Origin of the sequence: Paenibacillus sp. FSL L8-0435 (genome assembly GCF_037965655.1) — a bacterium.
In the GTDB taxonomy this organism is placed as follows: Bacteria; Bacillota; Bacilli; order Paenibacillales; family Paenibacillaceae; genus Paenibacillus.
Genome location: NZ_CP150185.1, coordinates 6499213 through 6519996, shown reverse-complemented (window position 1 = coordinate 6519996; position 20784 = coordinate 6499213). Strand labels below are relative to the sequence as shown.

The window sequence follows — 20784 nt, the reverse complement described above, 5'->3', positions numbered from 1 at the left end:
TTACTGACCTTGATTAAAAAACTATGCCTTATTTAGTTACTACAAATGTGTACACTCCGTTGAGTGCACCATTAGATTTGTATGCTGCTACCTGCGCGGTACCTTCGCCGATCATAGTAGCTTTGCCACCCGAAAGACTTACCACATTGGAGCCATATAAGATAGTAAAAGAAGAGCCTGTCATGAAGAAGTCGCTACCCACAGTAGTACGAATTGTAGTATCCATTGGAGTAATGATTGAACCACCGATTGTAGTAGATTCAGCTTGAACAGCTGGAGCGGCTGAAACCGGAACGGTTCCTAGTGTGAATGCAAGAGCTAGGGCTGGTACAGATACTGCTGCTAATAATTTTTTCATTTTGTCGAAGTCTCCCTTTTAAAAAAATAATGTGTAGTACTACAAATGTATAATTCGACCTCGATGTCCAAATTACTCCTTTAAAAGTGAATATTTTCTAATTTTGTTATGAGAGACCATTTTGTTTCGCAAATTGATTCGAAAGCGAAAGAAGTATTTTGAGGAAAAGGAATAGATGTTATCTGGTTTGTTGAAGATCGAGAACTGAGTATAGATTTAAAGTTTCGGGTATTGTTTCGATGGGAGTCTGAAATTAGATCTTATTTCAATCAGCAAACACCAGGACAAACTTATTTACACAAAAATCTAAGAAGTGTAGAAAACAGGTGTTTATTCCCGCAGTTCACCGTCCCTAAATCCCAAGCGCCCCCGGATAAGCCGTCCGGGGGCGCTTGGGATTCTTAACGGAACCAGCAGGGAAGCTAAAAACTTGGGGCAATGCTCATACATCATGGGCATTGCTTCGCTCCGTTTCACTCCACTTCACAATACCCACCATGTACTACGAAGCAAATAAAGAACCATGACTCCATTACGCTTCGCTTCATTCCTTCACCGTTCCAAAAAACCGTCCGTCTGGTCGTGTGTTCTATCGTCCAGTTGACGATATTGTGAGGGTGCTACCTATCTGTAATTTCAGTAAAACAGAAGAATATTACAGCACATTATTCCACGAGCATGTACACAGCACAGGCCACGATAGCCTTCAAGGATTAAAGAACTTGCTGCCTTTGGAGATGAAAACTACAGCAAAGAGGAATTAGTTGCCGAAATCGGGGCGGCGATGCTTTTCGGTGTAGCTGGTATTGATGGAGAACAGCACGGCTTATGTGGGCAGTTGGATACGTAAGCTTAAAGATGAAAAGAAGTCTGTCGTACAGGCCGCGGGGCAGCAGAAGGCCTATGGCCAACTTAAATTTAGAGCCAAAACCGAACATGAGGGCATAAAGTCTTTTTTCTTTTTTCATTTAGAGACGTGGGATGGATGCATATGAGGGAGGGTAACAAGACACCGTCACACTGCCTAACGAATATGCTGTGACGGAGAAGGTCGGGATCGTTTTTTGTATGGGGTCCTTGTTGGAATTCAACGCAAAGCAAATTCGCCATGACAAGGTTCGGGGGAACGAAACCTGTTCATGGCGAATTTCGGGAGTGGTCCATGATATGGCATGAGGAGGAAGTGGGGAAACACTAGCCTAATGCCTTATTTTTAATTTACCCCTGAATTCTGAAGTTGAATCAAACGACAAAACATTTTTTTGAAAATAATTTGAAGCTGCTATAGCGGCGAATATTAGGCGAAAATATACTGTTCTCTTTACGTGATAACCTCGAAGAAGATATGATATAGGGATAGCTTTTAAAGAGGGGGAGCCATACGATGATCGATCAGGAGAATGGGGTATTTGCAGCGGTATGCCCGCTCGATTGTCCGGACACTTGTGGTCTGTTGTTACATAAAGAGAACGGTAAAATTGTGAAGGTAGCTGGCAATCCGGACCATCCGATAACGAAGGGTGCCATCTGTAATAAAGTCAGAAATATGACCGAGCGGGTGTATCACCCCGAGCGTCTACAATATCCGATGAAACGTGTAGGAGCCAAAGGCGAAGGCAAGTTCGAACGAATGAGTTGGGATGAAGCGATTCACGAGATTACGACCAAATTCACTGCATTGTCCGAAACCTACGGCCCGGAGAGTATCCTGCCCTACAGCTTTTACGGTAACATGGGCATTCTCGGCGTAGACGGTATGGACAGACGTTTCTTCAATGCGCTTGGTGCGAGTGTACTGGAGCAGACGATCTGTAACTCCGCTGGAAATACCGGCTGGAAATATACGATGGGCGCCAACCGGGGAACGGTGCCGGAAGATACGGAGCATGCGGATCTCATCCTGGTATGGGGCGGCAATATCGTGAGTACAAATATGCATCAGGTCGTTTTGGCGGAGAAAGCCCGCAAAAAAGGCGCCAAGATCGTCGTAATCGACGTTCATCGCAATCGCACGGCCCAATGGGGCGACTGGTTTATTCCGCTGTATCCGGGCACGGACAGTGCACTGGCGCTAGGATTAATGCATGTGCTGTTCGAACGGGGACTAACGGATGAAGCGTTTATGCAAAAATATACGGTGGGTCATGAGGCACTGCGTGACCATGTCCGCAGTTACACCCCTGACCGCGTTGCACGTATTACGGGCGTGCCGGAGGAAACGATTGTGGAGCTGGCCGAACTATATGGCAACGCACAGGCAGCCCATATTCATATTGGCAATGGCCTCCAGCACCATGATAATGGGGGGATGAACGTGCGCAGCGTTGCATGTCTGCCTGCCATTACAGGGCAATGGCTGAAGCAAGGCGGCGGTGCCGTTCGCACCAACAGTTATGCGAGCACGAATAGCGACGCGCTCGAACGTCCGGAGCTGCGGCAGAACCCGGAGCCGCGAGTGGTGAACATGAATCGAATTGGTGAAGCGTTGCTGGAAACAGAGCAGCCGATTCGGGCCATGATGGTCTACTGCAGCAATCCATTGGTGGTGGCACCGGATACCGAGCGGGTGGAGCGAGGTTTTGCACGGGAAGATTTATTCACGGTTGTGCATGATCTGTTCATGACGGATACGGCGAAATATGCAGATATCTTGTTACCAGCTACGTCTTCATTTGAAGCGACAGACCTGTACACCTCTTATTGGCATCAGTACGTTCATTTGCAAGAACCGGTGATTGCACCGATCGGGGAGAGCAAGAGCAATGTCGAACTGTTTTCCCTGCTTGGACAGGCCATGGGGTATGACCCTGTGATCTTCGGAGAAACGCCGGAACAGATGATTGAGGACGCACTTCAGGGGACGGACAACCCCTATATGAATGGAGTCACGTTGGAGGGATTGAAGGAACATCGATTCGTGAAGCTGGATATGACGCCACATGCTGCATTTCTGGATCAACTGCCCACACCTTCAGGCAAAATCGAATTGTATTCGGAGACAATGGAACAGAGAGGGCTTCCGCCGCTCCCTACCTATAGCGCTCTGGTTGAAGGATATGATGGGGAGAACCCGGCTGGACCTACCGATACGTATCCGTTGATGTTCCTGTCGCCGCCAAACCATAATTTCCTGAACTCCACCTTTGGCAATTCAGCCAAACATCAGCGTTTGGAAAAGATGCCTCTATTGCAGATACACCCCGAGGATGCCATCCGTAGAAATGTGGAGGATGGAGATGCCGTGGTGGTATGGAATGATCGTGGGCGCATCGAACTTACCGCCAAGGTGAGTGAAGCCATGTTGCCGGGAACCGTCATCAGCCAAGGCTTATGGTGGGATGGTGACGGCAAGAAGCAGCGAGCGAATTCACTGACGTCCAATCGGTTGTCGGACATGGGGAACGGGGCGACCTTCTTCTCGGCCACTGTTGAAGTGAAGCGTCAATGAGTGTGCTTGCAGCATGATTTTTTTGAGGTAAGATGAACAAAGGCTAGAATGTGTGCAGGATTATAGTGCAATAGATGTAACACTTCATAAAACCTTCGCTCTGGCTGGTTATGGTTATGCCGTCAGGGCAAAGGTCTATTTTTTATGGCTATTTGTATGTGCAGAGGTACTAAGGAGAATGGATTAGAGATGATGAGATGGCTGGATAACTATCCAAAAGAAGTGAGAATATTTTTATTAGCAAGTCTGGTTAACGCAACAGGCAGTGCTTTGATGTGGCCGCTGACCACAATGTATGTATTTGACGAGCTTGGACGGACGATGGCCAACGCGGGTTTTGTGATCCTGATTCAGTCCCTGGGTGGCATCTTTGGACAATTGCTTGGTGGTTCCTTGTATCACAGAGTAGGCGTGAAGAAGCTGATCATTGGTTCACTGGCGCTTAATGCGTTAGGTTTGTTTGCACTGCCCTGGATTAGCGCGTATTGGGTCGTATTTATATGTGCGATGGGCTGGATTGGCCTGTTCAGTTCATTGTCGCTGCCAGCGATTCAGGCATTTATCGGCTTCCGGTTTGCGGAGCGACGCGGTGAATTATTCAATATTATCTATGTGGCGAACAATATCGGGGTGGCGATTGGTACAGCGCTGAGCGGTTTTCTGGCTGACTTTTCCTATCACCTCAGCTTTGTACTGAACGGGGTGACCTCAGCCGGGTTCGCGATTTTCTTCTGGTATTATCTGTCGCGAGTCGAACCGGATCAGGGGGAAGTACATCTGACCAAACGCAAAACCGTTCCCGATGGGCCTGGCGTCTGGGCACTGCTGGGCAATACCCGATTATATCTGTTTATGAGCTTGGGCGTACTCTTCCTGTTATTCGGCAATTCCATCTGGAACACAGGCGTGTCCCCGTATATCATCTCTGAGGGTATGGAAAAAAGAATGTACGGTCTGCTCTGGACCCTGAACGGGGTGCTGATCTTTGTGGGACAACCTTTTACCAGCTGGGTGAAACGGACCATGGCCCGTACCTCCACGGCCCAGATGACGACGAGTGCGGTATTCTATGGCATGGCCTACATTGTCATGATTACCATGTACAGCTATCCGGGCATGGTGCTTGCAATGGTACTTGCCACGTTTGGAGAGATGCTGATCTCCCCTGCGACGCCTGCCTTTATATCGGAGCATGCAGGCAGGGCAGCACCTTTTTACATCGGGATATCGGGTGGGATCGGTGCAGTTGGACGGGTTATCGGCCCCTATGCGATGGGGGTTATGTATGACAAACAGGGACTTATTCCTGTAGCGTGGCTGGCAACAGGCACAGCAGCGATTGCGGTACTTGGTTTTGTACTGCACGCGGTGTTGAACCGTAATCGTGAAGTGAAGGAGTATGGGATGGATACGTAATGATGTACCAGAATTACTCCGTCCGTACCCATACCCTGATGATGTTATAAAATGAAGCGAGGCTAACCTTCATCCCCAGTACCGGGTGAAGGTTGTTTTGTCTTTACAGAGACTAACTCCAATAGCCGTGCCAGCGAATGATTTTTCAGATGAGATGACTCAGGAATGTTCAACAATCAGACTTGTTAGGGTTCAATTCCATGTCATTCAACGTTCTCCCCTCTATTTGAGCATAATGCCCATATAATAGAATGGAACTGGTTAAAGGCAGGAGGATGCATACAATGTACAAGGTTTTGTTGGTCGATGATGAATTTATGATCTCGGATGGGATCTCCAGTGTCGTGAACTGGTCCCGACTAGGAACAGAACTGATCGGCATTGCTCAAGATGGATTGGAAGCGCTTGCTTCAATTGAGCGGCAACGTCCCGATATTATCATCTCGGACATTCGCATGCCGGGAATGGATGGCTTACAGCTGGTTGAAGCAGTGGCGGAGAAGTATCAGGATATCTCATTCATCATGCTCACGGGTTTCACCGAATTCGAATATGCGAAGACGGCCATGCATTATGGAGTGAAGCACTATCTGCTCAAGCCCTGCAGTGAAGAGCATCTTGTACAGGCTATTAGTGAATTGGTTAGTGAGAAGCGGGAGTTAACCGATCAAGAGCGTTTTGTGCAGTCGATCCAATATAATCTGGAGCGTGTACTGCCACATGCCAAGGAATATTTTCTGAAAGAGCTGGTGACCAACAGAACATACGGGGTCAAGGAATGGAAGTATTTCGAGGAATTATTCGATGTACAGTTCCAGGATCAGCGTGTGCGGTTGCTGCTGGTAGAGATTGAGGGGGATCATGAGTATTTGCACTTGTTCGCGGTTAAGAACATTGCCGAAGATATATTTCACAATCCCATCTTAAGTGCCACGGTTGGGGGGCATGTGCTACTAATCATGGAGGACAAGTTGTCTGAAACGCAGTTGTTCCATAATATCGATGAGATTCGCGCCACATTTACCCGATATTATCATGATGATCTCACGATTGCGCTGAGCGAGCCAGAAGATCTTTCGCAGGCACGCCATTTGTACATGCAGACGCTGGTTTATCTCAATTACCGATTCTATCTCGGTGAGGGCAGTCTTATTATGGAACGGGATATTTACTCTCCCGGGGAGCACAGTCTTCCTGAATTCGAATACGATCCGGAGCGGATGGTTACTGCAATCAAGGCCGGACACTGGCAGGAAGTTGGAACAGAGCTGAACCGGATGTTTCAGCTGCTTGCCAGCTTGCGATACGATATCTCCCAAACGAAGTCCTATCTTATTCAGATGTTTATGGAGATGATTCGACTCAGTGGCTCTGCCGAGATGAAAAGGTATATGGATCAGTTGCCAGGCATGATTGAAACCAGCACGCTGCATTCTTTTCAACAGTTTCTGCTTGCCGTCGCCAAAGAAATCACCCTGCGCCGCTACGAACAACACCGCTCCAGACAATCGCAGATGGTAGGTAGTGTGAAACAGCTGGTAGAGAAGCGCTACAGGGACGAGACATTAACACTCCAGTCCATCGCCGGGGAAATATACATGAATCCAGACTACATCGGCAAAATGTTCAAAAAAGAAACCGGTGAGAAATTTACGAACTATGTGTTAAGCTACCGCATCCGTAAAGCGTTGGAGCTTCTGGAGCAGGACGGGAACTACACCGTATCCTCGCTTGCCGAACAGACAGGCTTTGGTGCCAACTGGCCGTATTTCAGCAAAATGTTCAAGAAATACACAGGTTTCTCCCCTTCCGAGTATAAAAAAGTACCCTAAGACAGCGTTGCTGTCGCTTCTACATAGCTAATCTTTATATCCGATCTACATCTAATCTGTGATCGGGCCCTATACGCCATTCATCGGCAGCAGGGTCTTTTTTTGTCGGACGGAACTCGGTTTTGAACATCCATTTATCGGAAATGAGCATGGGAAGAAAAGGCGCTCGCTTCTATCATTAGAAGTGTCATGTTAGTGAATGAACATCGAGAGTGGAGGTTGAGTGGATGGAGCTGAAGCGAAGCCGGGGAATTGAACCTGGGCGTTTGAAGCCAGCTGGCAAATGGAGTTCGGTGAAAAAGGAACTTGTCCGCAACAGATACGTTTATCTGATGCTCGTTCCTGTGGTAGCCTACTATCTGATTTTCAGCTATGGGCCAATGTACGGGCTACTGATGGCGTTTCAGGAATCCTACAACCCGATCAAAGGAATCTTGGCAGGCGAATGGGTCGGATTTGACAACTTCACCATGTTTTTTGAAAGTTATTATTTCTGGCGACTGATTAAGAACACACTGATTTTGAGTTTTTACAGTATTGTGTTTGGTTTCCCGGCTCCGATTCTACTAGCACTGCTGCTGAATGAAGTCCGGAAGAAGTGGTTCAGAGGCGCAGTACAGACCATCAGTTATATGCCGCATTTTATTTCGGTTGTCGTCGTGGTTGGAATGTTGAAAACGTTCTCATCTCTGGACGGTGGGTTATTTAACGTCATTCGTGACTTTTTTGATCTGCAGCCGATTATGTTTCTGGCGGAAAAAGGTATGTTCCGTCCGATGTACATCCTGTCCAACATATGGCAGGGCGCAGGCTGGGCCTCGATTATCTTTTTGGCAGCACTAAGTGGTATTGATCCTCAGTTGTATGAGGCTTCCAAAATTGACGGCGCAGGCCGCTGGAGACAGCTGTTACATATTACACTGCCGGGCATTATGCCAACGATAGTGATCATGTTAATTCTGCGTATGGGGGCGGTCATGAACGCGGATTTTCAGAAAATATTGTTGATGCAAACGGCACCGACCTATGAGACATCGGATGTCATATCCACCTTTGTTTATCGATCCGGTATTTTGGAGGGGAACTATACGTATTCAACCGCCATCGGACTATTTAACGGCGTCATTAATTTTGCGCTGCTCATTATCGCAAACGCGATCAGCAGAAAGCTTAACTCAACCAGTCTATGGTAATCGGAAGGTGAAGCGATGAGACAGTCTATAGGGGAACGACTTTTTGATGTATTCAATACACTGCTGCTCTTGGTGATCATGGTTTTATGCTTTTACCCGATGCTGTACGTGTTCAATTCCTCAATCAGCGACCCGGACCAGATGCTGCGTTCCCGTTCACTGATGCTCATTCCTGAAGGTTTTCAGCTTGGAGCGTACAAGTCGGTATTTCAGGATACTCGCATCTATACGGGATATATGAACACCTTGTTCTATGTTGTGGTGGGTACAGCCATCAATCTGCTCATGACTTCGCTGGCCGCATATGGGCTGTCACGAGGTGATCTGATGGGCAGAAAAACGTTGATGAAGTTAATTACGTTCACGATGTTCTTCGGTGGGGGCATGATTCCAACTTTTCTGCTGATTCAGAATCTGGGCATGGTGGATACCCGTTTTGCGCTTATTATTCCGGGTGCCATCAGCACATTTTATTTCCTCATTATGAAAACAAACTTTGAGGGCATTCCGATCAGTCTGATCGAATCGGCGAAGCTTGATGGTGCCAATGACTTTCTGATTTTGTTCCGGATTTTGCTGCCCTTGTCGAAACCGATTCTGGCCGTCATGATGCTGTATTATGCGGTTGACCATTGGAATGATTATGTTGGACCAATGCTCTACCTGCGCAGTCAGGAGTTATATCCGATCCAGATTATTATGCGTGATATTCTGATCAGCAGCAGTACAGAGGCCATGGGTGCGGGCGCCGATACCGGCTTTGCCATTGGAGAGAACATCAAATATGCGACCATTATTATCTCCACGCTGCCTATTATGCTGGTATATCCGTTCATCCAACGTTATTTTGTTCAGGGCGCTCTAATCGGCGCTGTGAAACAATAAAAAATGTATCCTATGGAGGCGAATTACGTGAAAAAAAGAATGGGGTCCATCCTGTTGTCATCGCTACTTACCATGACTTTACTGGCGGGCTGTACGGGGGATAATGAACCAGGTAACGCAGAACCAGCAGAAGGAACAGAACCTTCGGTTCAGGCGTTGACCGAGATTCCGCTACCGATTACAAGTGAGCCATTTACCATTGACTACTGGCGCGCCAATGATGCCAAACTGACAGCTTCCTTGAACAATTTTGGCGATATGGCGGCTTACAAGGAAAAGGAGAAATTAACTGGCATCCAAGTGAAGTTCACACATCCTCCGCTTGGACAACAGCGCGACCAGTTCAATCTGTTGATCTCTACAAAGGAGCTGCCGGACGTCATTTATTATAACTGGGCGGATGCCGTTGGCGGACCGGAAAAAATGATCAAGGACGGTCGCATCATTCGTTTGAATGAACTGATCGACAATTATGCACCGAACTTAAAGCGGATTATTGAATCCGATCCGGATGTGAAGAAACAGATTGCACTCGACGATGGCACAATCTATATGTTCCCGCTGCTGAAGCTGGATGCATTGAAGCTGAATGCCACTTCCGGTTTAATTATGCGCCAGGACTGGCTTGATGCATTGAACCTTAAGGTACCTACCAATATCGATGAGTGGTATACGGTACTTAAGGCATTTAAGGAACAGGACCCTAACGGCAACGGTAAGCCTGATGAGCTTCCTTTCACCGGAAACTGGGGGCCGGGTAACCTGACCAAGCTCCATGATTTTGCAGCGGCCTTTGGCGTGATTGGTGGCTTCCAGATGAATGGAGACAAGGTGGAGTTTGGACCGATTCAGCCGGGCTACCGTGATTTCTTGGAGACCATGGCCAAGTGGTACAAGGAAGGGCTGATTGATCCCGAGATCATGACCAATGACGGTAAAGCTTTCGATTACAAGGTCACCAGCAATCTGGCAGGCGCATATCAGGGTGGTGTGTTCAGTGGCATGGGGAAATACTTCAATCTGATGAGAGATACGGATCCGAACTTTAACGTGACTGGTGTACCGTGGCCTGTATCTCCGGATGGAACTTCCTATGCGACATTTAATCTGGACGCTAAAGTGTTGACTTATGGTGAGGCCATTACGGCTTCCGCAGACGAAGACAAATTGAAATATATTGTTCAGTGGATGGACTACAACTATAGCGAAGAGGGTAGTGATCTGTTCAACTTTGGTATCGAAAATGACAGCTATGTTCGTGACGGGGAAGGTGTCAAATTCACAGATACCATCATTAATAATCCGAACGGTCTGACGTATGACCAGGCACTGGCTTCCTATGCCTTATCCATTATGGACGGTCCGATCAATCAGGATAGTCGTTATCTGGATGCATTATTATTTGATGACGGACAGCGTGCCGCGAATGCGGAATGGATGAAAGCAAGCTCAGCATTAACGCTTCCCCCAATTCGTTTGTCAACAGATGAGGTAACTACAAGTACGTCCATCATGAGCCAGGTGAATACGTATTTGAATGAGACGATGACGGCCATCATTAGCGGGCAGAAACCGATCACCGAATTTGACACCATGGCTGAAACGATCAAGAGCATGGACATTGACCGGGCGATTGAGGTTCATCAGGCGGCCTATGACCGATATCAGTCCAAATAACACGTGAGAAATCGAGCGCTAAAACTTTGGGAAAACCTTCCTGCATGTGATATACCTAGTAGTATCACGTGGTTCAAAGGAGCGCTTTGGTCATGACAGCCTACCGTAAACTCAGCATCAAAATGAAAATGTTTCTGATGATTATGTTCATGATGGCGTTTATCATCATCCTGGCGTTTGGGTCCTTGTATTATACGTATTCCGTTTATGACAAACAGCTGTTTGATAAGTCGTCCCGACTTCTGAACCTTTCTTCGTCTACAGTGGATGTTGAACTTCAGAAGTTGGAAGCGTTATCATTAAACATGATCTCCGATACTCAGATTCAAAGAGCCTTGAAGTCGTTGCTGGATGACGATAGCGCATATTCAAGCTTTATTGAACGGAAGAAAATCACGGACCGGTTATGGGAGCATATTAGTGGGGCTGCACGTTATGTGCAGTCCGTTCATCTGATTGATTCCAGGGGAAGAGTGAATAAATATGGCGAGACACTAACCGTATCCCAGGAAAAATATGATCGGATGATTGCGGCTGCGGAGCAGGCCAATGGTGCAGTGCGCTGGTTATACCCGGATGACGATGACCCGATGCTGGTTATGGTCCGTCAGGTGCGAGCCTACGAACCGATGACCCTGGAACCGGTAGGCATACTGTTTCTGCGTATTAATATCGAGCGACTCGTTGAGGAGTATGCGGGCATCGATAGCCAGGACAGTGACATTATTTTAAAAGCAGGCAGTGATGTGGTGTATCCTTATCGCCAGCTTCCAGAAGCGGTGTCCGCGGGGCTGAATCCACTTCCAGGCAGTGGGGGATATGAGATCAAAAATCTGGATGGGAGGGAGATATTTCTTTCCCAGAAGAAATCCGCCTACACCGGCTGGGTTTACTATAATATGGCCTCTTATGATGAGATTTTTGAACGTATTATATGGTTGAAAAATATACTAATTGTCGTTTATCTTATCGTCATTCTGGTTGTTCTCGCACTTGGTATGGTGTTCACACGCAGTCTGACAAGGCCAATCCGGCAGCTCATCAGTCAGATGAAGGAAGTGCAGTATGGCGATCTGGAGAATATAGACGCCAATCTGTCCATTCCAACACACCAGCACATGGATGAATTGGGATTACTACAGCGAACGTATCGAATGATGATTACACATATTAATACATTGATCAAAGAAAATTATGCAAGCCAGCTGGTCATTAAGGAAACGGAGTTTAAGGCGCTGCAGGCGCAGATCAATCCCCACTTTCTGTATAATGCACTGGACTCGATCCATTGGCTCGCCAAAAAGAACAGGCAGGAGCAAATCTCCAGTATGGTGCTGTCACTCGGATATTTGTTGCGTTCCTCCATCAGCTTCAAACAAAATATCATTACCATTGCCGAAGAACTGGAGATCGTCAATCATTACATCACCATTCAGACCTACCGTTTCCGGCAACGATTGGATTTCCGTATGGATGTGCCTGCTTCCTATCTGGGTTGTGCCATTCCCAAGTTGACCCTACAGCCACTACTGGAGAATGCCATTCAATACGGTTTGGAACCACAGGTTGGATCATGTCTGATTCGAGTGTATGCCGAAATATCAGGTGGCAAGCTGGCCCTGATCGTGGAGGATCACGGTCCCGGCATGGAACCCGAATATGTGGAACAGGTGCTGCGCGGTGAAGTGAAAACCAGAGGCACAGGTATTGGTCTGCTGAATATCAGGGAGCGGGTGCGTCTGGCTTTTGGCGAAGAATATGATGTTCTGCTGGAGAGCAAGCCGGGGCGTGGAACGAGAGTAACGGTGCTGCTGCCACCCCCATCACCAGGTAAGGAGGAGAAGCTATGGGAAGATGGATGCGAATGATGGGCATGCTCTGTCTTATGCTGACTCTTCCTGGCTGCGTGAACCAGTTGGATCAAAGGCCAGGCATGATTGTGGAAGAAGAGCCGATAACGCTGCGAATCGCTTGGTGGGGTGGGGAGTTCCGCAACAATGCAACGATAGCTGTTATCAACCTGTATGAGAAGTTGAATCCACATGTGAACATCGAATACGAATATAGCAGTTTCAACGAATACTGGAGAAAACTCGCCCCACATGCAGCAGGCAATGCGTTGCCCGACATTATCCAGATGGACATCTCCTATCTGTCCCAGTACAGTTCGCTGCAACTGTTGGAGGATATGACGCCGTACATGCAGAGCGGGCTGATTGACACGACAGATATTGAGAAGGAACAGTTGGAGAGTGGTAGCCTGAATGGAAAAACCTATGGTCTCAGTTTGGGGGTTAACGCCATGCTCAGCATCTATGATCCGGAAGTGTTAAGAGCCAATGATATTGAATTGCCAACGGATACGTGGACATGGGCGGATTTTGACCGGATGGGCGAGCAATTGCTCGGGAAAGGCATCTATCTGGGAACCTATTTTACGCCGGAACAGTTTTTCGCGTATTACTTGAGACAGTATGGTTCCAAGCTATACGCGGAGGATGGCAAGAGGTTGGGGTATGAGGATGATGGGTTGTTTATTGATTATTTTGGCAGGATGCAGCAGCTCGCGGAGAAGAAGCTTATTTTTGCACCTGATATCTGGACATCAGATATTGGCCAGCCTGATAACGACCCGTTTTATCTGGGAGAGGCTTTGTTTAGCTGGGGGTATTCCAACCAATTTATCAGCACCGCTCAGCGTTATGGCAAACCCTTAACCATCTCCCCAATGCCTGGGCCAAACAGCCAGGATGGATTGTTCTTGAAGCCAGGCATGTTTTTCTCCATGGCGGGTAATTCCAGACATAAGGAGGAGGCTGCCAAGTTCATCAGCTTTTTTGTGAATGATTTGGATGCCAATCTGCTGCTCAAAGGGGAGCGGGGTGTGCCTGTCTCATCCAGTGTCAAAGAGCGGATGAAGCTGGTGGTTGAACCGGAGCTGGCGCAGGTGTTTGATTATATCGATTGGGTTGCGGATAACAGCACTCAGATGGACCCGCCTGATCCCGTAGGAGCGCCAGAGGTCACTGCGGTGTTACGTGAGTTGTATGATCTTCTGCTGTTTGGCAAAATTACGCCTGAGCAGGCGGCGGTGGAATTTCGTGAGCGAGCAAATGCCATTCTGGATGGGTAGTTATATAAATTGAACTAAACGCCATTTACACTTGCCACTTCGATGACAGAACAACCTTCTGATCGCTGTTATCCCCAGATTTTTTTGGATTTCCTTTTTCAAAGGGGAAAATCCGGGGATAAAGGCGAACGCTCCCGCTTCTTCAGGTTATTTCTGTCCTCTGCGTTCTCGTGTAAATATGTAGTTCAATTTATATAACGAATAGTAAATATAAAACAACCTTCACTCTAGGACAGAGGGAAGGTTGTTCTGTTGTTGTGACCATGTGTTTAAGCCTACAAACCACTTGGTTTCACTTTTAAGCCCTGCCTTTAACCAAACTGGGCTTGATGCAGTCGGCTGTACGAACCTTTGCGCGCGAGCAGTTCTTCATGGCTGCCTTGTTCAGCTACACTACCGTTCTCTACCACCACGATGCGATCGGCATGTCTAATCGTCGCCAGTCGATGGGCAATGACCAATGTCGTACGTCCCTGAGCCAGCTCGGACAAGGCCAGTTGAATGGCAGCTTCTGTTTCGGTGTCGAGCGCGGAAGTGGCTTCATCCAGAATGAGAATAGGTGGGTTTTTTAGGATCATTCTTGCGATGGATAAACGTTGCTTCTGTCCGCCGGACAACTTCACGCCACGTTCACCAATCATGGTGTCCAGTCCGTCTGGCTGGGATTGTACCAGCTCTTCCAGTTGGGCCCGGCGAATGGCTTGCCAGATTTCCTCATCGGAAGCATTCAGTTTGCCGTATGCAATATTTTCGCGAATCGTTCCGTCAAACAGGAAAATATCCTGCTGTACAATCCCGATATGGGAGCGCAGTGATTCCAGCGTCATATCCTTCACCGGAATGCCATCGACGGAGATATGTCCCGCATCCACATCGTAGAAACGTGGGATCAGACTGCATAGCGTCGTTTTACCCCCACCCGAAGGTCCGACCAGAGCAACCGTCTGGCCTGCCTGAATATCCAGATTGACCTGAGACAGTGTAGGTTTGTGTTCTCCATAAGAAAAGGTAACGTTATGGAAGGCAATATCGCCTCTGACATTCGGAATCGGTTTCGCCTGATGTGTATCTTCTACATCCGGCACAGCTTCAAGCAGCTCCAGGTAACGTCTGAATCCGGCGATGCCTTTGGGATACGTCTCGATGACGGAGTTAATCTTCTCGATCGGTCCAAGGAATACATTGGACAGCATTACAAAAGCGATGAATTCCCCGTAGGTCATACTGCCTTGAATGACAAACCAGGTTCCACATACCAGTACAAACAGCGATACAAACTTCATCAGAATGAAGCTAAGTGAAGAGTTCCAGGCCATGATGCGGTAGGTGATTAGTTTGGTGAGTCTGAAACGTTCGTTGTTCTCGACGAAACGTCCTACTTCATGTTTTTCATTGGCAAAAGCTTGTACCACACGGATGCCGCTCACATTGTTCTCGACCCGTGCATTATAATCGGCGATATCCGCAAACATGCGCTTGAACGCCGTGGACATTTTGCGACTGAAATACAGCGACAGGTAGATCATCAGCGGCACGATGATGAACGTCATCACAGCGAGCTGCCAGTTGATCCCCAGCATAATCCCGAAAGCTCCGGCGAGTGTCATGAGGGCAATGAACAGGTCCTCGGGTCCGTGATGCGCGATCTCACCAATATCCATCAGATCGTTGGTCATGCGGGAGACCAGATGTCCGGTCTTATTGTTATCGAAGAAGCGGAAGGACTGTTTCTGTACACGCTGGAACAGTTCACGCCGCATATCGGATTCGATGTTAATGCCAAGTTTGTGGCCCCAATAGGTCACTGCATAATGGAAAAAGGAACTGAGCAGGTAGATGCCGAGCAACCCAACACACGCCGCTAAGATCATGGACCAATTGCCAGCCGGAAGCAGCTGATCGACCACTCGGTTAACGGCGAGTGGAAAGGCCAACTCCAGCAGTGCGGCGGCAATGGCACAGGAGAAGTCCAAGATAAAGAGCCTTTTATAAGGACGATAATAAGACATAAAACGGCGAAGCATATGTAAGTCCTCCTCGATATGGCACAAATGCCCGAACAGGCTAATTAGGGCGTGTCTCAAAACTCGTTGAAGTGCATCTTTTACCGCCTTTTCGCCCCCTGCTGCGTCACTTTCCCTTGACGTGCCCCGGCACGCCTGCGGAAAACTTTCTTGCTTGGAACGAAAATTCGGCAAAATCTGCTTCCTTCGGAGTTTTCAGACGCGCCCTAGCCTGTCCGGACACCTGGATTCATCCTTATGTTATTTACGGTTTTGCTCGGCACGTTCTACGATCATATCGGCGAATTCTTCAGCCTGACCTTGAATTGCAATCGGGTCGAAGTACCAGTAACGGTCTTCTAATAATTCATACACCTGATTGTTTTTCACAGCCGGCAGGGATTGCCAGATGGCATCACCTTTGTAATTTTTATTGTTCTCTCCAACGGTTAAGAAGATATGATCCCCTGCATAATCACCAACAACTTCACGAGAAATCTCTTTCCATTGGGTATCACCCATCAGTTCTTTTTTGGTGATTTCGAGAGGGGCAAGTTGCAAAGCACTGTAGACCGCTTGTCCTCCTCGACCAAAGTTGTCTCCATATCCATAATAACTTTTGTCGGATACTTCAAGGATGGAGAAGGTTTCCTCCGGTTTGATGACTGTTTTCACCTTGGCGCGAGCGGCTTCAATTCGTTCATCGTACGTTTTCAGCCAAGCTTCGGCTGCTTCGGATTTGTTCATCAGCTCTCCGAATCCCCGGATTTCGTCATGTACATTGGTGAATGTACCGTACGGAATGACCACAGTTGGTGCGATTTTTTTATAACTTTCAATCTCTTCGGCTTGATCAGAGTAGGTAATGATCAGATCCGGGTTCAAGGCAATAATCTTCTCCATGGATACCGCTGCCCGATCACCGATACTTTCAATGCCCGCCACCTGATCTGCATAGAACGGGTTTTCCAAATAATATTGAACAGCCCCAACGGGTTTCACACCCAGTGCGAGCAGATCACTTACGTACATATCCGTGACGATTCGTTTCGGTTCAGCCGGAATCTCAACATCCCCGCTTAATGACTTGTAGATCCGTGTAGCATTCGAATTGTCCGAACTGGACGACGTGTCTATGTTCGTTTCGGAGGATCCGGTTGTCGTTTCTGTTCCCGCTGCCGATGTCTGTTCAGTGGCAGTCGAGCCTGTTCCGCTGCTACAAGCAGCCAGAATCATAATGATGGCGAGCATAAGCAGCAAGCCGGAAAAGCGTTTTTTTGTAGCAAACATATTTGTTCCCCCTGTGTATAATCAATAATGATTATTATTCTCATTAATAACATAGAGGAAGATGTGATATTTGTACATGGACAACTATGATCACTACAGCATGGACAATTATGATGTGAGGAGACGCATGATATACTGCAACTGCTCCATAACGGACAAGGGATCAAATCCATAGAACATGTCGGCATCAATCTCGTATACACGTCCTTCACGAACGGCGGAGAGGGTGCCCCAAGATTCCTGATTCAACAGGTTATCCAGCATTTCTCGTTCGGCAGGTTCCTCAGGGAAGGCGACAAACATGTGATCTGCGGCATACAAGTGAATCTCGGACAACGGAACATGAACGTACCCCGTAAGTAACTGCCCATCCTGCTCCATACGTGAGGGTGGAGTGAAGCCCAGCGATTGATACAGCACATGAGAAGCTCTGCCCCAGCCATGACCGTAGATATAAGCCCCGTCTTCTCCAATCATAAACATGCAAACGGCGGACCCTCGTGTTCCTGCCATCTGTTGGTCCAACGTATGATTGGCTTCTTGTTCAAGTTGGTGATATTGATCTAACAACGCTTGTGCATTGGACTCAAGCCCGGTAATTCGGCCCAAAAGAAGAAGCTGCTCCTGCCAATCGATTTCCTCAAAGGGCATCAGAATGGTCGGTGCGATCAGACGTAGTTCATCGGAAGTGGGATGCGGTGCATATCCGATAATGACATCGGGCTGAGCGTTTGCAATCAGATCCGTATGTTTAACCAGCTCATATTCGGAATGTTGCTCAAATGGTTCATGACCATCATGACCATGTTCCCCCATTTTTTCTTCCATCCAGCTGGCAACGGCGCCCATGTGGGGAGTGTGGCCCAGTGCCAGAAGTGAGGCCGTATAATTGTAAGTCAAAGATACAATCTTCTTGGGCATTTTCCGGTAGTGTGTTGGGGCTGATCCAACCATCTGTTTGAATTTGCGGCTCAGATAAAAGGTGTCCCTGTAGCCTGTTAGTTGTGCAATTTCCTGTAGCGTAGGGTTCGCGAACAACAGATGTTCCTGAGCCATCCTGATTCTGAGACGGGTCACATATTCAACAAACGTAAGACCTGTATGCTTCTTGAACTCTCTTGAAAAATGCTCAGGACTCACATTCGCATCGCGTGCCAATTGTTCGCGAGTCAGCGGATGCGTATACATCTGATGGATATGTCTGAGTACAGCATCGAGCCAGGATTGATCTTCATGAGCAGAATGAGCTACATGATCCCGCAAAATATCCAGTAATTCATAGAAAAGCATATGTGGCCTGAAGGGGCTCGAATCATGGCCTGTCGAACTTGCTTGAATCAGCTCTACTGCCCTGTCGGTGAGAGTACGGCTCGCAATGGGGGCTGGTATCCCGAACGGCCAGAACAGCTGTTCATTTTCAATGGAATCAAAAGCAATAGCAATGCCCTGTACTGGCGACAGGGAGCCGCGCTTGCTCTCGTGCTGAAGCAGGCTTCCAGCTTGTCGAACGACTGCAGAGCCTGCATTTAATGTCAGTTTGCCCTCTGCACTGATCAGCCTGGCCTGGCCAGCAGTAATGACGTATAGTACGTGAAGTGTGCTCAACATCTCATCTATGCGGGAGAATGCCTCGCGGTCGTGAAGCTGCACCAGATGGCACAGCTTGAACAGGGCAACAGGTACGGACTGAATCTTCTGCAAGGAAACGGGACGGGACAGTGGTTTTTTTTGGTATGTGGGTTTGGAAATATTCATTAAATAACTGTCTCCTTATATAAGTCAGCAGGGGCATTATGCGTCTCATGCCCTTTGTATACTGGCGTAATTCGCGGATCTCAACTATTATGCAGTATATACTATAAACGGAGTGACGTGGATGGACAGATTGGACAATTCAACTTTTTCTGTGAAAAATAGATAAAGTGGTTGAAATCGCTATCAACACCGACTATAATGAAAATGTCGAAACGTTTCAATCTGGCGTTTACTGCCAGTTTCATTGTATTAGGCAATAACTGGTCATAGGGCGCCAGATTGAAAGACGCGTCATGACCATCATTAATGGTATGGATTGGAACGGGACGCATTCAACCGTGGTCCCATAAGGATGGGAACGAGGATTTTTTTTGAGAACACCTCGAAACGTTTCGATTGACATCCATCGCTATGATATGTATAAAGATTAATAAACGATAATGAAGGATTTAGTGGTTGTTCTAACCATGTACCGTATAAAATGTGGGTAACCTTGAATTTGTTCTATATAGGTTCAACTAAACTTTTTACGCGAGAACGGAGAGGACAGAAATAACGTGAAGAAGCGAAGCGTTCGCCTTTATCCCCGGATTTTCCCTTTGAAGAAGGGAATTAAAAAAAATCTGGGGATAACAGCGATCGGAAGGTTATTCTGTCATCGGAGTGGTAAGTGTAAATATTCTTTAGTTGAACTTATATATAGTTTAGAAGGAGCGAACGTGGAATGGCAACGATTAAGGATGTGGCAAAGCTGGCAGGTGTAGCACTCTCGACTGCTTCCTATGCGCTGAGCGGGGATAGCAAGGTTAGTGCCAAGACCAAAGCTAAAGTGCTTGAGGCAGCACGAGAACTGAATTACCGCAAGAACGGCTTTGCCATGGACCTGAAACGGAGCCGGACGAACACGATCGCTTTGATCCTGACCGATCTGTCGGGCCCGTATTACTCGGAGTTGATCCGTAGTGTACAGGATGTAGCACTTGCGAACGGGTATGACCTGATTGCGTGCAGCTCCATGGGTGGACGGGACTCAACGGCAGTGCGATTTTTGCGTGAAAAAAGAGTAGATGGAGCCATCATCCTGGCGCATAACATTCATGATGATATTCTGGTAGAATCTGCCGGTCCTCGTTTTCCGATCATTGTGATGGATCGTCAGCTGTCGAGTGACCATCTGGTCAACGTGCTGGTAGACGGAGAGCAGGGCGGTTACCTTGCTACCCGCCACCTGATTCAGGCAGGACATCAGAAGATTGCATATATCAGCGGTCCATCCAACTCGTATGACAACGCGCTCCGTTACCAAGGGTATCTGCGAGCGATGCGGGAAGCGGGATTTGAAGAAAAGTCCAAATGGCGCCTGAACGGCAATTTTGTACGTGAGGGCGGATACAGCGCAACCAAGATGATGATCATGCAAGGCGATCTTCCCTCAGCGGTATTTTACGGTAACGATGAGATGGCGATTGGCGGCCTGAAGGCATTGGAAGAGCGTGGTGTATCGGTGCCGAATGATATTTCCGTGATCGGTTTTGATGATATTCAGTTGTCCGAATATGTGAATCCACCGCTGACAACGATACGCCAGCCGAAGCATGAAGCCGGGTCGCTCGCCGGACATCTGTTATTCCAGATGCTCAATGGCGAAGCGGTTGACCCTTCATATACGTTAACGATTAACTTGATCGAGCGCAGCTCTGTACGTTCGGTTTAGACCGAGTCTGAACAACAAAGAACTGCCTGCATGCTGAAGTAAAAGTTTAATGATGGGGTTATCGTCCGGACGGGCTGTAA

The 20784-nt window shown here is 47.7% G+C and carries 13 protein-coding genes; 9 read left to right on the top strand and 4 right to left on the bottom strand.

Annotation, left to right across the window (positions count from 1 at the left end):
- Positions 1–28 precede the first annotated feature (28 nt).
- Positions 29–358: a hypothetical protein gene (locus tag NST33_RS28835; RefSeq protein ID WP_221825514.1), complete on the bottom strand. Its 330-nt coding sequence runs from the start codon at positions 356–358 to the stop codon at positions 29–31.
- A 1384-nt stretch (positions 359–1742) separates the two neighbouring features.
- On the opposite strand from NST33_RS28835, the gene NST33_RS28830 reads away from it, so the two are divergent.
- The 8 genes from NST33_RS28830 (at position 1743) to NST33_RS28795 (ending at position 13942) form a co-directional block, all read left to right on the top strand.
- Complete coding sequence (locus NST33_RS28830) at positions 1743–3806, top strand: molybdopterin oxidoreductase family protein (protein ID WP_221825512.1); 2064 nt, start codon at positions 1743–1745, stop codon at positions 3804–3806.
- A 192-nt stretch (positions 3807–3998) separates the two neighbouring features.
- Entirely contained in the window at positions 3999–5222 is a 1224-nt protein-coding gene (locus tag NST33_RS28825) for an MFS transporter (RefSeq protein ID WP_221825628.1), read from the top strand.
- 284 nt (positions 5223–5506) lie between these two features.
- Positions 5507–7054, top strand: a complete 1548-nt coding sequence (locus tag NST33_RS28820) for a response regulator (protein WP_339305985.1) — start codon at positions 5507–5509, stop codon at positions 7052–7054.
- Positions 7055–7281: 227 nt separating this feature from the next.
- The gene (locus NST33_RS28815; protein WP_339305983.1) at positions 7282–8247 is read left to right on the top strand and encodes an ABC transporter permease subunit; all 966 of its coding nucleotides are present in this window, start codon (positions 7282–7284) and stop codon (positions 8245–8247) included.
- Between the two features lie 15 nt (positions 8248–8262).
- Positions 8263–9132, top strand: coding sequence for a carbohydrate ABC transporter permease (locus NST33_RS28810; protein ID WP_339305981.1), 870 nt, complete (start codon positions 8263–8265; stop codon positions 9130–9132).
- Positions 9133–9159: 27 nt separating this feature from the next.
- Positions 9160–10809 (top strand): ABC transporter substrate-binding protein, encoded by a 1650-nt coding sequence (locus NST33_RS28805; protein WP_339305979.1) that lies wholly within the window; start codon positions 9160–9162, stop codon positions 10807–10809.
- A gap of 92 nt (positions 10810–10901) precedes the next feature.
- Positions 10902–12677 carry a sensor histidine kinase gene (locus NST33_RS28800; RefSeq protein ID WP_339305977.1) on the top strand — a complete coding sequence of 592 codons (1776 nt, stop codon included), beginning with the start codon at positions 10902–10904 and terminating at the stop codon, positions 12675–12677.
- Entirely contained in the window at positions 12656–13942 is a 1287-nt protein-coding gene (locus NST33_RS28795; protein ID WP_339305975.1) for an ABC transporter substrate-binding protein, read from the top strand. Before NST33_RS28800 ends, NST33_RS28795 begins: the two co-directional genes overlap by 22 nt.
- A gap of 311 nt (positions 13943–14253) precedes the next feature.
- On the opposite strand, the gene NST33_RS28790 is transcribed toward NST33_RS28795, so the two are convergent.
- The 3 genes from NST33_RS28790 to NST33_RS28780 form a co-directional block, all read right to left on the bottom strand.
- On the bottom strand, positions 14254–15966 hold the full coding sequence (locus NST33_RS28790; protein WP_339305973.1) for an ABC transporter ATP-binding protein: 1713 nt from the start codon (positions 15964–15966) through the stop codon (positions 14254–14256).
- 240 nt (positions 15967–16206) lie between these two features.
- Positions 16207–17235 carry an ABC transporter substrate-binding protein gene (locus tag NST33_RS28785; RefSeq protein ID WP_339305971.1) on the bottom strand — a complete coding sequence of 343 codons (1029 nt, stop codon included), beginning with the start codon at positions 17233–17235 and terminating at the stop codon, positions 16207–16209.
- A 108-nt stretch (positions 17236–17343) separates the two neighbouring features.
- The gene (locus tag NST33_RS28780) at positions 17344–18990 is read right to left on the bottom strand and encodes an AraC family transcriptional regulator (protein ID WP_339305969.1); all 1647 of its coding nucleotides are present in this window, start codon (positions 18988–18990) and stop codon (positions 17344–17346) included.
- A 724-nt stretch (positions 18991–19714) separates the two neighbouring features.
- On the opposite strand from NST33_RS28780, the gene NST33_RS28775 reads away from it, so the two are divergent.
- The gene (locus tag NST33_RS28775; protein WP_339305967.1) at positions 19715–20704 is read left to right on the top strand and encodes a LacI family DNA-binding transcriptional regulator; all 990 of its coding nucleotides are present in this window, start codon (positions 19715–19717) and stop codon (positions 20702–20704) included.
- The last annotated feature ends 80 nt before the right edge of the window (positions 20705–20784 follow it).

Excerpts from the sequence above, each read along its gene's own strand:
- NST33_RS28835 (WP_221825514.1), bottom strand. The coding sequence starts at position 358 with ATGAAAAAATTATTAGCAGCAGTATCTGTACCAGCCCTAGCTCTTGCA.
- NST33_RS28830 (WP_221825512.1), top strand. The coding sequence starts at position 1,743 with ATGATCGATCAGGAGAATGGGGTATTTGCAGCGGTATGCCCGCTCGAT.
- NST33_RS28825 (WP_221825628.1), top strand. The coding sequence starts at position 3,999 with ATGAGATGGCTGGATAACTATCCAAAAGAAGTGAGAATATTTTTATTA.
- NST33_RS28820 (WP_339305985.1), top strand. The coding sequence starts at position 5,507 with ATGTACAAGGTTTTGTTGGTCGATGATGAATTTATGATCTCGGATGGG.
- NST33_RS28815 (WP_339305983.1), top strand. The coding sequence starts at position 7,282 with ATGGAGCTGAAGCGAAGCCGGGGAATTGAACCTGGGCGTTTGAAGCCA.
- NST33_RS28810 (WP_339305981.1), top strand. The coding sequence starts at position 8,263 with ATGAGACAGTCTATAGGGGAACGACTTTTTGATGTATTCAATACACTG.
- NST33_RS28800 (WP_339305977.1), top strand. The coding sequence starts at position 10,902 with ATGACAGCCTACCGTAAACTCAGCATCAAAATGAAAATGTTTCTGATG.
- NST33_RS28795 (WP_339305975.1), top strand. The coding sequence starts at position 12,656 with ATGGGAAGATGGATGCGAATGATGGGCATGCTCTGTCTTATGCTGACT.
- NST33_RS28790 (WP_339305973.1), bottom strand. The coding sequence starts at position 15,966 with ATGCTTCGCCGTTTTATGTCTTATTATCGTCCTTATAAAAGGCTCTTT.
- NST33_RS28785 (WP_339305971.1), bottom strand. The coding sequence starts at position 17,235 with ATGTTTGCTACAAAAAAACGCTTTTCCGGCTTGCTGCTTATGCTCGCC.
- NST33_RS28780 (WP_339305969.1), bottom strand. The coding sequence starts at position 18,990 with ATGAATATTTCCAAACCCACATACCAAAAAAAACCACTGTCCCGTCCC.
- NST33_RS28775 (WP_339305967.1), top strand. The coding sequence starts at position 19,715 with ATGGCAACGATTAAGGATGTGGCAAAGCTGGCAGGTGTAGCACTCTCG.